The sequence below is a fragment of the Streptomyces sp. NPDC051243 genome, from assembly GCF_044455405.1.
Taxonomy (GTDB): Bacteria; Actinomycetota; Actinomycetes; order Streptomycetales; family Streptomycetaceae; genus Streptomyces.
This window is the reverse complement of sequence record NZ_JBITES010000001.1, coordinates 507,433-522,668: the sequence shown is the minus strand read 5'-3', so window position 1 is coordinate 522,668 and position 15,236 is coordinate 507,433. Positions and strand designations below refer to the sequence as shown.

13 protein-coding genes are annotated in these 15,236 nt (G+C 71.3%); 8 read left to right on the top strand and 5 right to left on the bottom strand.

The genetic code is table 11. The features are described 5' to 3' along the window. Positions 1 to 20 precede the first annotated feature (20 nt). Complete coding sequence (locus ACIBAG_RS02320) at positions 21 to 2,912, bottom strand: SpoIIE family protein phosphatase (RefSeq protein WP_399099995.1); 2,892 nt, start codon at positions 2,910 to 2,912, stop codon at positions 21 to 23. A gap of 297 nt (positions 2,913 to 3,209) precedes the next feature. Here ACIBAG_RS02320 and panD point away from each other — a divergent pair, with 297 nt between their 5' ends. From panD to ACIBAG_RS02305, 3 genes are read left to right on the top strand one after another with little or no spacing between them, the layout of a single operon-like run. Further along, positions 3,210 to 3,632 (top strand): aspartate 1-decarboxylase, encoded by a 423-nt coding sequence (panD, locus tag ACIBAG_RS02315; RefSeq protein ID WP_147998616.1) that lies wholly within the window; start codon positions 3,210 to 3,212, stop codon positions 3,630 to 3,632. Positions 3,633 to 3,685: 53 nt separating this feature from the next. After that, complete coding sequence (locus tag ACIBAG_RS02310; protein ID WP_399099992.1) at positions 3,686 to 4,030, top strand: GNAT family N-acetyltransferase; 345 nt, start codon at positions 3,686 to 3,688, stop codon at positions 4,028 to 4,030. After that, the gene (locus ACIBAG_RS02305; RefSeq protein WP_399100553.1) at positions 4,030 to 4,668 is read left to right on the top strand and encodes an aspartate/glutamate racemase family protein; all 639 of its coding nucleotides are present in this window, start codon (positions 4,030 to 4,032) and stop codon (positions 4,666 to 4,668) included. The genes ACIBAG_RS02310 and ACIBAG_RS02305 overlap by 1 nt, the downstream gene beginning before the upstream one ends. Positions 4,669 to 5,163: 495 nt before the next feature. On the opposite strand, the gene gndA is transcribed toward ACIBAG_RS02305, so the two are convergent. Further along, positions 5,164 to 6,603 carry an NADP-dependent phosphogluconate dehydrogenase gene (gndA, locus tag ACIBAG_RS02300; RefSeq protein ID WP_399099990.1) on the bottom strand — a complete coding sequence of 480 codons (1,440 nt, stop codon included), beginning with the start codon at positions 6,601 to 6,603 and terminating at the stop codon, positions 5,164 to 5,166. 304 nt (positions 6,604 to 6,907) lie between these two features. Here gndA and ACIBAG_RS02295 point away from each other — a divergent pair, with 304 nt between their 5' ends. Continuing rightward, complete coding sequence (locus tag ACIBAG_RS02295) at positions 6,908 to 8,074, top strand: transglycosylase family protein (protein WP_399099988.1); 1,167 nt, start codon at positions 6,908 to 6,910, stop codon at positions 8,072 to 8,074. Here ACIBAG_RS02295 and ACIBAG_RS02290 read toward each other — a convergent pair. Further along, positions 8,064 to 9,194, bottom strand: a complete 1,131-nt coding sequence (locus ACIBAG_RS02290; RefSeq protein ID WP_399099986.1) for a DMT family transporter — start codon at positions 9,192 to 9,194, stop codon at positions 8,064 to 8,066. The two genes, ACIBAG_RS02295 and ACIBAG_RS02290, sit on opposite strands and share 11 nt — an antisense overlap. Before the next feature lie 211 nt (positions 9,195 to 9,405). On the opposite strand from ACIBAG_RS02290, the gene ACIBAG_RS02285 reads away from it, so the two are divergent. The 3 genes from ACIBAG_RS02285 to glgC are packed head-to-tail and all read left to right on the top strand — an operon-like array spanning position 9,406 to position 12,635. Further along, the gene (locus tag ACIBAG_RS02285) at positions 9,406 to 10,161 is read left to right on the top strand and encodes a (2Fe-2S)-binding protein (RefSeq protein ID WP_399100551.1); all 756 of its coding nucleotides are present in this window, start codon (positions 9,406 to 9,408) and stop codon (positions 10,159 to 10,161) included. A 41-nt stretch (positions 10,162 to 10,202) separates the two neighbouring features. Beyond that, positions 10,203 to 11,363, top strand: coding sequence for a glycogen synthase (gene glgA / locus ACIBAG_RS02280; RefSeq protein WP_399099984.1), 1,161 nt, complete (start codon positions 10,203 to 10,205; stop codon positions 11,361 to 11,363). A gap of 51 nt (positions 11,364 to 11,414) precedes the next feature. After that, positions 11,415 to 12,635, top strand: a complete 1,221-nt coding sequence (glgC, locus tag ACIBAG_RS02275) for a glucose-1-phosphate adenylyltransferase (protein ID WP_399099982.1) — start codon at positions 11,415 to 11,417, stop codon at positions 12,633 to 12,635. Between the two features lie 92 nt (positions 12,636 to 12,727). Here glgC and ACIBAG_RS02270 read toward each other — a convergent pair whose 3' ends face one another. Both ACIBAG_RS02270 and ACIBAG_RS02265 read right to left on the bottom strand, forming a co-directional pair. After that, complete coding sequence (locus ACIBAG_RS02270) at positions 12,728 to 13,399, bottom strand: hypothetical protein (RefSeq protein ID WP_399099980.1); 672 nt, start codon at positions 13,397 to 13,399, stop codon at positions 12,728 to 12,730. Between the two features lie 178 nt (positions 13,400 to 13,577). Continuing rightward, positions 13,578 to 14,465 (bottom strand): DMT family transporter, encoded by an 888-nt coding sequence (locus ACIBAG_RS02265; RefSeq protein WP_399099978.1) that lies wholly within the window; start codon positions 14,463 to 14,465, stop codon positions 13,578 to 13,580. Positions 14,466 to 14,538: 73 nt separating this feature from the next. On the opposite strand from ACIBAG_RS02265, the gene ACIBAG_RS02260 reads away from it, so the two are divergent. Then, entirely contained in the window at positions 14,539 to 15,165 is a 627-nt protein-coding gene (locus ACIBAG_RS02260) for a TetR/AcrR family transcriptional regulator (protein ID WP_399099975.1), read from the top strand. Positions 15,166 to 15,236 lie beyond the last annotated feature (71 nt).

Below are 15,236 nucleotides of genomic sequence, written 5' to 3'. Positions count from 1 at the left end.
CCAACGGATCAGCGACCGCCTCACCCGCCGTGGAACCCGCATTCGGCCCAGATGACCTTGCCCTTCGAGGTGTGGCGCGTCCCCCAGCTCTGTGACAGCTGCGCGACGAGGAAGAGGCCGCGGCCGCCCTCGTCGGTGGTGGCCGCCCGGCGCAGGTGGGGCGCGGTGTCGCTGGTGTCGGAGACCTCGCAGATCAGGGTGCGGTCGTGGAGCAGCCGTACCCGGATGAGCCCGGTGCCATGGCGGATGGCGTTGGTGACCAGTTCGCTGAGGATGAGTTCCGCGGCGAACGCGACCTCGTCGAGGTCCCAGTCGGTCAGCTGTCGCATGGCCGAGGCGCGGACATCGCTGACGAGGGCCGGGTCGGCGGGAAGTTCCCAGGTGGCGATCCGGTGGGGGTCGAGGGCGTGGGTCCGGGCGACGAGCAGGGCGATGTCGTCGACGGGCGCGGCGGGTGCGACGGTGTCCAGGACTGCCTGACAGGTCTCCTCCGGTGTGCGTTCCGGGTGGGCCAGGGCCTCGCGCAGCTGGTCGAGGACCACGTCGACGTCCCGGTCGCGGTCCTCGATGAGCCCGTCGGTGTACAGAACCAGCTGGCTGTGCTCGGGGAGGGAGATCTCGGTGGCCTCGAAGGGCAGGCCCCCGAGACCGAGCGGGGGACCGGCGGGGAGGTCCGGGAACGACACCGTGCCGTCGGGGTGGACCAGCGCGGGCGGAGGATGGCCGGCGCGGGCCAGGGTGCACTGCTGCGAGATCGGGTCGTAGACGGCGTACAGACAGGTCGCGCCGATGATGCCGGCACCGTCGGAGGCGGGGTCCTCCCGGTCCAGCCGTCCCACGAGGTTGTCGAGGTGGGTCAGGACGTCGTCGGGAGGGAAGTCGAGCTCGGCGAAGCTCCGGGCGGCCGTTCGCAGCCGGCCCATGGTGGCGGCGGAGAGCATGCCGTGGCCGACGACGTCGCCGACGAAGAGACCGACGCGGCTGCCCGACAGGGGGATGACGTCGTACCAGTCCCCGCCGACGTCGGACTCGGCGGGCAGGTAGCGGTGGGCGACATCGACGGCGTTCTGGTCGGGCAGGCCGTGCGGAAGCAGGCTGCGCTGCAGGGCCAGGGCCATGCTCCGTTCGCGGGTGTAGCGCCGTGCGTTGTCGATCGAGAGTGCGGCGCGGACGGCGAGTTCCTGGGCCAGTGAGCGGTCGTCGTCCTCGAAGGGTGCGGGGTCCTCGGCGCGGTAGAACCCGACGACACCCAGCACGACGCCGCGGGCGACCAGCGGCACCGCGATGAGGGAGTGGACCCGGCTCAGCAGCCGTTCGGAGTGCTCGGGGTCCCGGGCGAGCCAGCCCGATGCGGCCCTCAGGTCCGGTTCCAGGACCGCCTGCCCACTGTTGAGGGATCGCAGCTGCGCAGTCGTCGGTCCGTACTCGACCTGCTTGCCGACCGGGCTGAAGGGGCAGTCGTCACGGATGCCGTGGACCACCGTGCGGCGCAGGTCATGGCGGGGATCGCCGGCCTCCTCGCCGCGCAGTACGGCCTCGGGCAGATCGACGGTGACGAAGTCGGCCAGTCGCGGCACCGCGATCTCCGCGAGTTCCTGGGCGGTGCGGCGGATGTCCAGGGTGGTGCCGATGCGGGTGCCGGCCTCGGACAGCAGCTCCAGGCGGCGCCGCGCGGCCAGGGCGTACGTCCCCACGTGCGGCTCTCCCACCAGGAGGAGCCCTCTCGCGGGGGAGGGGGCGTCGTGCTGGTCGTCCGGCGCGCCGTGGCCGACGACGAGGTCGGCGGTCGGGAGACCGTCGCCGACGACGGTGACTCGGCCGGGTGCCGTCTCGGAAGGATGTCCGAGCGCCGGTGGGGATGATGAGGACCCGGGCGTCGCGAGCGTGGCGACCGCCCCGGACAGCAGGGTGGCGGGTGAGGCGGCGGGCACGGGGGCGAAGTCCGACGGCTCGTCGACCTGGTGCGGTATGGCGTGGGCCGCCGGCGAGGAGGCGGGGAGCACGGCCTCGACGGCGAAGCCCTCCACTCCGGCAGCGCTCCGCACCGGACGGCTCACGAGGGTGATCCGCCGGTCGCCGGGCAGGGCCACATCGACGGCGCCCCGCTGGGCCCGGGAGATCAGCTCGGCGGCCTTCTCCAGGAGGACCGCCCGGTCCTGGGGCCGCAGCATCGAGGCCAGCTGGTCCATCCCGATCATGTGGCGCATGCCTGCCGCGGTCTCCGCCTCCACGTTCAGGTACGCCCGCAGCAGAGCGCGCTCACGCGTGGACCCCAGCCGCAGCAGGCGCCGTTCGATGACCGAGGCCGCTCTGCGTATCACGGTGTCCAGCGACGGGTCCTCCGCGGTGCGCGGATACCCGAAGCACAGGACGCCCTCGATGCGTCCGCTGAGCGGGTCGCGCAGGGGAAGAGCGCGGCAGGCGCTGCCTTGGGAACGCTCGGCGAAGTGCTCGGCACCGTAGACCCGGATGAGCTGCCGCTCCGCCAGCGCGAGCCCGATGCCGTTGGTGCCGGCGACCCGCTCGGTGAACACGAACCCCGGGGCGCTCTGGAACGCGGGAAGCGTCCGGGCCAGTGACGCCTTGCCGAAACGGCGCAGGAGGACCGTTCCGCTCGCATCGGCGACGGAGATGTTCATCTCGCTGCCGTCGAACCTGGACTGCAGCCGGTCGAGCACGGGCGCGGCGGCGCGGACGATCCGCCCGTCGGGTTCGAAGTCGTCCCGGTAGGGAAGGTCGGACTGGTTGGGCGACAGTCCCAGGGCTCGGGAGCGCTGCCAGGAGCTCAGGATCGAGGGTCGAACACCCGTCTCGATCGGCTCACCCTGGAGAAACAGCTCGCGGAAGCGGGCGGGTCCCGTGCCGCCTGTCGCACGCCCCGTCAGCATCGATTCGCCGCCGGACCGGACCACGCTTCGCCTCATTCACGTTCTCGACAATGCGCTCTTCGGAAAAATCTGGCATTGATGAGGATACGGGCATTGGGTACACGAGTCACGACTCGCAAGATCGCTTGCGTACGGTGAGCGCCCGGTGCGGGGCCCGCCATCGGGCGGCAGCGGTCCGATCACCGCCCACAGCCCGCCGGGGTGACCGGAATCTCACTGCGGCCACGAGGCCGAGTCCGTACCCTGGTCACGCTTCTCGACACTGAGAACTGCCCTTGACCTGCATAAAGGCAGGCAGGGAGCGAATCCCGGGAGTTCTGAATGCTGCGTACGCTGTTCAAATCCAAGATCCACCGCGCCACCGTCACCCAGGCCGACCTGCACTACGTGGGATCGGTGACCATCGACGCGGACCTGCTCGACGCCGCCGACCTGCTGCCCGGCGAGCTCGTCCACATCGTCGACATCACCAACGGCGCCCGCCTGGAGACGTATGTCATCGAGGGCGAGCGAGGCTCGGGCGTCGTCGGGATCAACGGTGCCGCCGCCCATCTCGTCCACCCCGGCGACCTGGTGATCATCATCAGCTACGCTCAGATGACCGACGCCGAGGCGCGGGAGTTCGAGCCGCGGGTCGTGCACGTGGACGGCGCCAACCGCATCGTGGCGCTGGGGGCCGACCCGTCCGAGCCGGTGCCGGGCTCCGACCAGGAGCGCAGCCCGCAGGCCGTACCCGTGGCCTGACGGCGCTCGGCCCCGCACGAACGAAAACGGAAGACGGCCCGGGAGGGGTGCTCATGAGCGAGCCGGAGATCCGCGACGACAGGCCGGCGGGCCGCCTGGAGGCACTGCGGGACGGCGAAGTCGTCGGCCACATCGCGTACTTCGTCCTCGACGCCCCGGCTCGCGCCCTCGTCCCCGTCCACACCGTCGTGGAACCGGCCCACGAGGGCCAGGGCATCGCCGGCTCCCTGGCACGCGAGCTGTACGACATGGCGGCGCGCGAGGGAGGCGTCGTCGCGCCGCTGTGCCCGTACGTCGCGAGGTGGGCCGAACGCCACCCCGACGAGGCCCCGGCGGCCGACCCCGAGCTGCTGGAGGCGGCGAAGGACTGGCTGCGCGCGCACCCCGGGCGGTTCTGATACTCGCCCTCCTGCACACCTCGCCCCTGCACATCCCCGTCTTCGACGCCCTGCGCCAGGAGCACCACCAGGACCTGGAGCTACGGCACTTCGTCGACGAGGAACTGCTGACCAGGGCCCGCCGCGAAGGCGCCGAAGCCGTCGCGGACGACGTCCGCAGGGCCCTGCACCAGGCTGTCGCCGACGGTGCGCGGGCCGTGCTGTGCACCTGCTCGACCATCGGCGCCGTCGCGGAGGAGGCCGCCGCCGAGGCCGGGGTGCCGGTGCTGCGCGTCGACCGTCCCATGGCGGCGGCCGCGGTCGCCGAGGGGGCGCGTGTCGTCGTGCTCGCCACGGTGGAGAGCACGCTCGGTCCGACGGCCTCCTTGATCGAGGAAGAGGCCCGGCGCACGGGGCGCCCCGTCGACGTACGGACGCGCATCGTGGACGGCGCCTGGGAGCGCTTCGACGCGGGGGACGTCGACGGTTGCGCACGACTGGTGGCCGCCGCCGCGGACGAGGTCACGGACGCCGACGCGATCGTCCTCGCCCAGGTCTCCATCGCCCCCGCTCAGTGGTTGGCGACGACACCGGTACCCGTACTGTCCAGTCCTCGCCCCGGGCTGGCGGCGGCAGCGCGGGCCGTGCGTCCGACGTAGGCCCACCCGGTCCTGCCCGGTGACTCGGGTGAGTGACTGGCGGCACGGGCGTCGGGTACGCGGGGGAGTAGTCCAGAGCCGACGTGCGCCAATGGGCTGGAGGACGCCATGACGAACCCGCACCCCGACCCCGTCCCACCGGGACCGACGCCGGGCCCGGACCCCGTGCACCCCGAGCCACCGCCGTCCCCGGTCCCCACCCCCGAGCCCCCACCGGCACCGGGTCCCACACCGCCGCCCCCACCCCCGGGCCCCGGCCCCGTCCCCAACCCGGACCCGTCCCCGATCCCCCCGGGCCCGGAACCGGTCCCGAACCCGGAGCCCGGCCCACCACTGAGCTGAGCAGAGGAATGCAAAGCGGCGGGCGGCTTCAAGACGCCGCCCACCGCAACACCCTCAGGGGCGCGGGGCTGTATCAATATGCGGCTACCGCCGCGTGGACGCGATCAACCCCCACACAGCCACACCCGCCTCACCGCCGCGTCCCCCGAGCTCCTAGGCGGAAACCTCCGACCGATCCCCACCCCACAACGTGTGGAACGACCCCTCCTGGTCCACCTTCCGATACGTGTGCGCCCCGAAGAAGTCCCGCTGCCCCTGCGTAAGCGCCGCAGGCAACCGCTCCGCACGCAACGCGTCGTAGTACGCCAGCGCCGCAGCGAACCCGGGCGTCGGCACCCCCTGCCGCGTCGCGGCGATCAGCACCTCACGCCAGTCGTCCTGCGCATCCGCGATCTCCCGCGCGAAGGTCTCGTCCGACAGCAGGCTCGGCAGGTCGGCCCGCGCGTCGTACGCGGCCCGGATGCGGTCCAGGAACGCCGCCCGGATGATGCAGCCGCCGCGCCAGATCGCGGAGACCGCGCCCAGGTCGATGTCCCAGTCGTACTCGGCGCGCGCCGCGTCGATCTCGTGGAAGCCCTGCGTGTACGACACGATCTTCGACGCGTACAGCGCCTGCTCGACCCGGTCGGCGAACGCCCCCGCCTCCGCCTCGCCGAGCGGCGACGCCTTGGGCCCGGCCAGCCCGCGGGACGCGTCCCGCAGCGCCGCGTGCCCGGACAGCGACCGCGCGAAGACCGCTTCCGCGATGCCGGACACCGGCACACCCAGGTCCAGCGCGATCTGCACGGTCCAGCGTCCGGTGCCCTTCTGCTCGGCCTGGTCGACCACCACGTCCACGAACGGCTTGCCCGTCGCCGCGTCCACGTGCGACAGCACCTCGGCGGTGATCTCGATCAGGTAGGAGTCCAGCCGGCCCCGGTTCCAGGTGCGGAAGATCTCAGCGATCTGCGCGGGCTCGTACCCGGCGACGTCGCGCAGCAGCTGGTACGCCTCGCCGATGAGCTGCATGTCGGCGTATTCGATGCCGTTGTGCACCATCTTCACGAAGTGCCCGGCACCGTCCGGACCGACGTGCGTCACACAGGGCGCCCCGTCCGCCGCCTTCGCGGAGATCTTCTCCAGCATCGGGCCCAGTGAGTCGTACGACTCCTTCGGCCCGCCCGGCATGATGCTCGGCCCGTGCAGCGCGCCCTCCTCGCCACCGGAGACGCCCATGCCGACGAAGTGGATGCCCTGCTCGCGCAGGTCGCGCTCGCGGCGCCGGGTGTCGGCGAAGTGCGCGTTGCCGCCGTCGATGATCATGTCGCCGGGCTCGAGGAGCGGAGCGAACTCCTGGATCACCGCGTCGGTCGGCTCGCCGGCCTTCACCATGATCACCAGCCGCCGCGGCCGCTCCAGCGCCGCCACGAACTCCTTGGCGGTCTCGGCCGCGATGAACTCGCCCTCGCTCCCGAACTCCTCGACCAGCGCCCGCGTGCGCGCCGGCGTCCGGTTGTGCACCGCGACCGTGTAGCCGTTGCGGGCGAAGTTACGGGCGAGATTGCGGCCCATGACCGCGAGACCCGTGACGCCGATCTGCGCCGAAGTGCTCATGCGTTGGCTCCTAGTGACCTCGATATATCAGCGGTGCCGGTCCTGCCCGCCAGTATTGCCCCATCGTCCATCCTGACGTGCCGGTTCTCCGGCCGCACACCCGGGGTGGCGCGATGTCGCAGGCAGATACGCACGGAAGGCCCCGCCGCACTCAGCCGTCCCGCGCCTCGTCCCGCACACCGGGCAACGTACGCCGATTCCTCGCCACTTGGCGGGAACGGGAGGCCGAATTTCCGTCTTGTCATGGCCTGTTCGCAGCGCTTACTTTTGCCCCTCCTGACGCATGTCAATGGGGGGCTCCGTCATGGCCGCACGCGGTCGCCACCGCCGGTACCAGCCGAACAGGATCAACCGCGCCTCACTCACCGTCACCGCGGGCGGCGCCGGAATGGCGCTCCCCCTCATCGGCACCGGCACCGCGCAGGCCGCCGATCTGGACACCTGGAACAAGGTCGCCGCCTGCGAGTCGACCAGCCGCTGGCACGTCAACACCGGCAACGGCTACTACGGCGGCCTGCAGTTCGCCCAGGCGACATGGGAGGCGTACGGCGGCACCCGGTACGCGGCCCGGGCGGATCTGGCCACCAAGGACCAGCAGATAGCCGTGGCGGAGAAGGTGCTGGACGGACAGGGGCCCGGCGCCTGGCCGGTGTGCTCGGTGCGGGCCGGGCTGACCCGGGGCGGGGACACGCCCGGCATCCACCCCGCCGGCACCACGAAGAAGACCTCGGTCCAGGACGTCCAGCCGCAGACCACGCCCCAGTCGCGGGCGGGCACCGCCGAGATGTACACGGTCGTCCGCGGCGACACCCTCTCGGGGATCGCCGAGTCGCAGAAGGTCAGGGGCGGTTGGCGGGGGCTGTACGCCGCGAACCGGAAGACCGTCGGAGCGGACCCCGACCTGATCCTGCCGGGCCAGCGGCTCGCGCTGCGCGGCAAGGCCGCCACGACGACCGGTCCGACGTCCGCCCCCAAGTCCTCGCCGCAGAAGACTTCCTCGTCTTCGTCCTCGTCCTCGCCCGAGAAGGCCTCTTCGGACCGGGACGAGCAGGCCGAGGCCGGCAGTCGTTCGCTCGTGGCCCCGGTGAGCTCCCCCACGGGCACCCCGTATCGCAAGGCCGGCTCCTCCTGGTCGAAGGGCTATCACACGGGCGTCGACTTCCCCGTCCCGACCGGTACCTCCGTGAAGTCCGTCGGGGCCGGGCAGGTGGTCAGCGCCGGGTGGGGCGGCTCCTTCGGCTACCAGGTGGTGATCCGGCACACCGACGGCCGCTACACCCAGTACGCCCACCTCTCGGCCATCTCCGTGAAGGACGGGCAGTCGGTGGGCGCCGGGCAGCGCATCGGCCGCTCGGGGTCCACGGGCAACAGCACGGGCCCGCACCTGCACTTCGAGGTGCGGACGGGGCCCGGCTTCGGCGCGGACATCGACCCGGTCGCCTATCTCCGGGCCGGTGGCGTCAGGATTTGACGCGCATACGATGCCGGTCGACGAGTGGCATCGGCACGTACGGGCCGCCGTAGAAGGGGCCGTAGAGGTTCGGCGGCTCGCTGCCCGGGTGCGGCGGTTCCGCGTCCGCGTACGCGCCCTCCGCGGCCTGGGCCGGTACGAGGACGCCATCGATCCGGTCGGGTACGAGGAGTTCCTCGCGCGGCATCGCCGCGCGCTGCTCCGGGAGCCCGGCGAGCAGTTCCTCTGCGCCCGCCTCGGGACCGGCCGCGGCCACCGCCTCGGGCTGGACCTCCGCCGCCTCGCCCTCCGTACGCGCGATCCGCTCCGTCGTCAGCAGGATCAGGCCGCCCGCCGCCACCACACCGCAGCCCAGGGCGAGGACGGTGCCCGTGGTGCCGTAGCGGAAGGTTTCGCCGAACATCGTTATGCCGACCGCGGCCGCCACCACCGGGTTCACCACCGTCAGCGTGGCCAGCGGCGCCGCGAGGCCCGCGCCCCGGTAGGCGGCCTGGGACAGCAGCAGACCGGCCGTGGCGAAGGCGCCGATCGTGGCCAGGGCGGGCAGGTCGGCCGCCGACACCCCGCCGTTCCAGTCGACGGCGACGATCTTCGTGAACACCGAGGACATGCCGAAGGCTATGCCGGAGCCGGTCGCGAGCAGCATGCTGCGCACCGCCGGGTGCCGGTGGGCCGCCCGGCCCGCGACCATCAGCGTCACCACGATGCCGCCGGTCACCAGGGCCACACCGGCCTGTTCGGCCGTGCCCAGCGACTGCGACTCGGAGGAGCCGACCAGGGACAGCAGCCCGGCGAGCCCCACGGTGGCCATGATCGCGCCCCGCCAGGCCGTCGACCCGGCCTTCCGACCGAAGAACAGCGCCGCCATCGGCAGTGCGAACACGATCGTCAGCGCGCCCAGCGGCTGCACCAGGCTGAGCGGACCGAAGGCCAGCGCCACGACGTGCAGCAGACCGCCGAGGCCGTTCAGCGCGACCGCCGCCCACCAGCCCGGCCGGTGCATCGGCGCGAACTGCTGCCCCGGGGAGGACACCGCGACACGCTCCTGCACGATCGCCCCGCCCGCGTACGCGACCGCGGAGACGAGCGACAGGAGCACGGACAACGCGAGGGCGCTCATCAGCTGCTCCTCTGCGTGAGGCGAGGGCGGTGACCCCTGCGCGGCGAACGGTCGGCTGTCATGACCAACACGATGCCGCGAAATGTTCTTCCCGTCGTCGTACCAGAGCACCCACCATGTCGTACTGCCGATGGAGTACTGGAAGGCCCGCCTCATCCTCTGGGCGGGGGACCCCGGGTGGAGACCCCCAGGTGAGAACCCCCGAGGGGCCTTGGTACTACTGCTCTTCGTGGACATCGACCCCGATCTCGCCGCGCTCCGGCCGCTCGGCGGCTTCTTCGTACTGCACGCGCCAGGGGCAGCACTTCGGCCACTTCCGACCCTGGCGCAGGCGTACGGCGAACCCTCGTCGGACACCCAGGGAAGTCCCTTGGCCGTCCGTGTCCGGAAAGTCGCGAACGCCCTGCACGCCCCCGAGTCGCGCATCGCCGCCTCCGTGGCCCACCAGGGACTCGCGGCCCGCCTCTGGTCGGTGACGCTCGGTTGCCACGCCCTGCACGGCCGTGTCCCCGACCTCGACCCGCGCCTGCTGCGCTGGGACCCCGACGGCACCGCCCCCGACGACCTGTGGCTCACCGAGGTCCGCCCGCTGCCCGGGGACCCGCGGACCGTCGCCGAGATCGTCCTGCACGGCCACCTCGAACCGCTGACCGCCGCCCTGCACACCCGGTACCGCGTCGCCACCGGCCTCCTGTGGGGCAACGCCGGATCCGCTCTCGTGGGCGCGGCCCGGCAATTGGACCGGTGGGCGCGCGCGAACGGCCGTACCGATGCCGCCGCCCGGGCCCGCGCCCTGACCGCGGAACTCTTCGCCCACCCCCTCCTCGCCGACACCGGCACCCTCACCGCAACCGCGTTCCGTCGCCGCAGCTGCTGCCTCTACTACCGGGTGCCCGGCGGTGGCGTGTGCGGTGACTGTTGTTTCACACGAGCCCCGCGCTCTTCCCCACGCGCCCCATCTGGGTGACCATGAAAGGGCAACCAGCCGCTGAGAACAGGGGGTTCCGGGTGCGAGTGGGACTGCTGACCCGGGAGTACCCGCCGGACGTGTACGGCGGCGCGGGTGTCCATGTCGAGTTCCTCGCCCGGGAGTTGAGGGACCTCGTCGACCTCGAGGTGCACTGCTGGGGCGAGGGCCGTGCGGTGGGCGTGCTGCGCCACCGCCCCTGGTCCGCGCTGGACACCTCCAACGACGCGCTGCGCACCTTCTCCGTGGACCTCGCCATGGCGGCCGGCCTCGAAGGCCGCGAGCTCGTCCACTCCCACACCTGGTACGCCAACCTCGCCGGCCACCTCGGCAAGCTCCTGTACGGCATCCCGCACGTGATGACCGCGCACTCCCTGGAGCCGCTGCGGCCCTGGAAGGCCGAGCAACTCGGCGGCGGATACGCCCTGTCCAGCTGGGCCGAGCGCACCGCGATCGAGGCCGCCGACGCGGTGATCGCCGTGTCCGGGGCCATGCGCGGGGACATCCTCGGCTGCTATCCGGCGCTGGACCCGGAGCGGGTCCACGTCGTGCACAACGGCATCGACACGACCCTCTACCGGCCCGACCACGGCACGGACGTCCTGCGCCGGTTCGGCCTCGACGCCGACCGCCCGTTCGTGCTGTTCGTCGGCCGTATCACCCGCCAGAAGGGCGTGCCCCATCTGCTGCGCGCCGTACGGCACATCGACCCGGCCGTGCAGGTCGTGCTGTGTGCGGGTGCGCCCGACACCCCGGAGATCGACCAGGAGTTCCGCGACCTCTACCAGGAGCTCAGCCGCGTCCGCGAGGGCGTGCACTGGATCCCGCAGATGCTGCCGCGGCCCGAGGTGATCCAACTCCTCACGCACGCCGCCGTGTTCGTCTGCCCCTCGGTGTACGAACCCCTCGGCATCGTCAACCTGGAGGCGATGGCCTGTGGAACTCCCGTGGTGGCCTCGCAGGTCGGCGGCATCCCCGAGGTCGTCGAGGACGGCAAGACCGGACTGCTCGTCCCGCTGGACGACGACGTCGAGGCGTTCGAGGCGGGACTCGCCCGGGCACTGGACTCGGTGATCGGCGACCCGGAGACCGCCCGCCGGATGGGCGAGGCCGGACGGGAGCGCGCCGTGGGGGAGTTCGGCTGGGACGCGGTGGCCCGGCGGACGGCCCGGCTCTACGGGGAGATCCTCAAACAGGCTTAGCGCGCGCTACTGAGGGGCAGGCTGGGAGCAACCACGGTGAGGGGAGCGGCCATGCGTCGTGGCGGACCTTCGGTGCTCGGAATCGTACTCGCGGGCGGAGAAGGCAAACGCCTGATGCCCCTGACCACGGACCGCGCGAAACCCGCGGTCACCTTCGGCGGCACCTACCGCCTCGTCGACTTCGTCCTCTCCAACCTCGTCAACGCCGACATCCTGCGCATCTGCGTCCTGACGCAGTACAAGTCGCACTCGCTGGACCGGCACATCACCACGACCTGGCGCATGTCCAGCCTGCTCGGCAACTACATCACCCCGGTCCCGGCCCAGCAGCGGCTCGGCCCGCGCTGGTACCTCGGCAGCGCGGACGCGATCCTGCAGTCCCTGAACCTGATCTACGACGAACGCCCCGAGTACGTCGCGGTGTTCGGCGCCGACCACGTGTACCGCATGGATCCGCGCCAGATGCTCGCCCAGCACATCGAGAGCGGCGCGGGCGTCACGGTGGCGGGCATACGCGTGCCGCGCGCCGAGTCGTCGTCCTTCGGCGTGATCAGCCCCGGCTCGGACGGCCTGGCGGTGGAACGCTTCCTGGAGAAGCCCGCCGACCCACCCGGCCTCCCGGACGACCCGGAGACCGTGTTCGCCTCCATGGGCAACTACATCTTCACCACCAAGGCCCTCATCGAGGCCCTCCAGCGGGACGCCGAGGACGAGAACTCGGTGCACGACATGGGCGGTTCGATCCTGCCCCAGCTCACCGACCGGGGTGAGGCCCAGCTGTACGACTTCAGCGCCAACCACGTCCCCGGCGAGACCAACCGTGACCGGGGCTACTGGCGGGACGTGGGAACCCTGGACGCGTACTACGAGGCCCACATGGACCTCATCGCCGAGCGCCCGGCCTTCAACCTCTACAACCGCAGCTGGCCCATCTACACCCACTCCAACCAGCTCTCCCCGGCCCGCTTCAACGCGGGCGGCATGGCCAGTGAGTCCATCATCAGCGCCGGGTGTCTGATCCGGGGACAAGTCACGCGGTCCGTGCTCTCGCCGGGTGTCGTGGTCGACCCGGGCGCCGTCGTGCAGGGTGCGGTACTGCACGACAACGTGCGCATCGGCCGGGGCGCGGTCGTGCGCGGCGCCGTGCTCGACAAGAACGTCGAGGTGCCCCCGGGCGCGACGATCGGCGTCAATCCGGAGCGGGACGCGGAGCTGTACACCGTGTCCAAGGACGGGGTGATCGCGCTGGGGAAGGGGCAGCGCGTGCCCTAGGACCGGTCGTCGGATCATGCCGGCGTCGCGGCCCTGGGCCCGCCCCGTGTGGTCCGGCCCGCCGCCCCGGTCGGGAGCGACGGGCCGCCGCGTCAGGCGCCGCGGGTGAAGACCTCGCCCCGCGTGGAGCCGGTGGAGCAGAGCTTCTTCTCGTCGGCCGTCATCTTGCGGGACTTGACCACGACCGCGCTGTGCTTGCCGTCCGTGCCGTTCGGAGCGGGGCCGGTGATCACGTCGGGTACGAACCAGTAGTAGTGGCCCCACTTGGGGTCGTCGTAGTGGGTCTGCCACGTGCCGGTTATCCGCTGCATCACCTGGGCGCGGGAGATCCAGCCCACTTCTCCCGGCCGGACGCTCACGGTGAAGGAGCTCGTCTCCGTGTGGGAGCTCTGCCATGTGTAGTTGTACGTGGCGGTCACACTGGCTGTGACGATCCCCTCGATGCCGCCGCCGACGGTGACCGATCCGCCCACCGAGTGGGAGGAGCCCACGGTGTCGGCCCACGACATCGACTGGGAGGCGGGCGAGGCGGTGCAGTTGAAGAGAAGCTCGGAGACCTGGCGGGGCTCACCGAGATAAGCCTCGCCGATCTCAGGGGAGTTGAAGCTGCACTTGCCTTCCCCGGAAGCGCAGTCGGCCATGATCTGCTCCGTGGTGGGCTGTTCCTCGGCCACAGCCGGCACGGCCGCCGCGATCATCCCGAACGCCGTCGCAGCCAGCACCAGGGTGCGGCCGCCGTACCGCAGTGCGCGGTCCCTCGTCATGTCTGTTGCCTCTCGCCGTACATGGGGGGACGGCAACCGGCCCGTGTTGTCACTGGGCTTGGAGTCACCGCCTGGTGCCCATGAGGCTCACGTAATCGACGGCCGAGCTACACCAAGAACTCGCAAAGTTGTACTTGATTCCGCAACTGATGAGCCATCAATAGCGCTTGGCTTCAGGTCAATTGGCCGGTGAGGGGCGAACCGAAGCGTCGCCGCGATGGACGATGACGACCGCTGCCAGGCCGACGGCCAGGCCCAGCGCGGTGTTCGGGCCGAACGGTTCGCCGAACATGAGGGCTCCCCAGACAGCGGTGACCGGCGCCATGAGGAACATGAGCGTGTTCACCTTGGTCACCCCGGAGCGTCGCAGTATGAGCCAGTACAGTCCGTAGCCGCCGAAGGTCGACAGGGCCACGAGCCAGGTGATCGCGGTCCAGAACGACAACTCGCCGGGCGGCATCGCCGCCCCGGTACCCACCGCGAGTGCCGTGAAGACGACCGCGCTGGTCGCGCAGTGGACGGTCAGGGACACCGTGGGCGCGACCCGCGCGCGGGAGCGGCTCTCGACGAACGTCGCCGCCACCAGCGCCAGCATGCCGAGGAAGGGGATGAGATAGGCCCACCACGCCGCACCGGTGCCGGCCGCCGCATCGGCCGCGGTGACGATGGCGACGCCGCTCACTCCCAGGAACAGGCCCAGCCACTGCTTGCGCGAGACGCACTGATGCAGCAGGGGTCCGGCGAGTGCCCCGGCGACGAGCGGCTGGACGCCGTCAATCAGGGCCGTGGTGCCGCTGGAGACGCCGAGTTGGATCGCGTAGTAGACGGTGAGCAGATACCCGCTCTGCGACAGCACGCCGACCACGGCCTGCCGTGTCACATCCCGCGCCGTGAGACCCCGCCACGACGTTCCGGACGCGAGGGCCACGCCCATCAGGACGACGGCCAACGGCAGGAACCGCCACATCAGGATGGTGACCGCGGACGCGCTGCCCGCGCCGAGCTTGGCCCCGATGAACCCGGAGCTCCAGCACAGCACGAAGGCGATCGAGAGCAGGAGGTTCATGACTCACCCTCCCTCCACTAAACCGATCGGTATACCGCGCTCTCCACTATACAGGTCGGTATACTCCAGGGGCATGGGTACGACCGAGGGTTTGGGCAGAGTCGAGGGCTCACGACGGATCACGATGACGCCGGGCGCCCGGCGCGTCCTGGACGCCGCCACCAGGCTGTTCTACGAGCGCGGCATCCATGCCGTCGGGGTGGACCTGATCGCCGCAGAGGCCGGGGTGACGAAGAAGACCCTCTACGACCGGTTCGGCTCCAAGGAGCGGATCGTCGTGGAGTACCTCGCGGATCGTGACGAACGCTGGCGGGCCTTCCTCGCCCGGTACCTCGACGCCGCGCAGCCGGCCTCGGTGGCCCGCGCCCTGGCCGTCTTCGACGCCTCGCGCGCCTGGTCGGCGGAGAACAGTCCCAAGGGGTGCAGCATGGTCAACGCCCACGCCGAGATCAGCGATCCGTCACATCCGGCCCACTCGATCATCACGGGGCAGAAGCAGTACATGCTCGCCCTGTTCACCGACCTGGCCCGGGACATCGCCCCGGACGGGGCCGATCGTCTGGGCCGGACGCTCATGCTGCTCCACGAGGGAGCGCTCGTCGCCCACGGCCTGAGCATCTTCCCGGACCCCATCGGCCATGCCCGCGAGCAGGCGCAAGCTCTGCTGACCGCGGGTGAGGGCTCCACGGGGAAGGGGTGAGGGGAAGAGGTGAACCGACTTCCGGCCGTTCTGCTGAGACAGACGGACTTGTCATGTTTCAGATTTCGGAC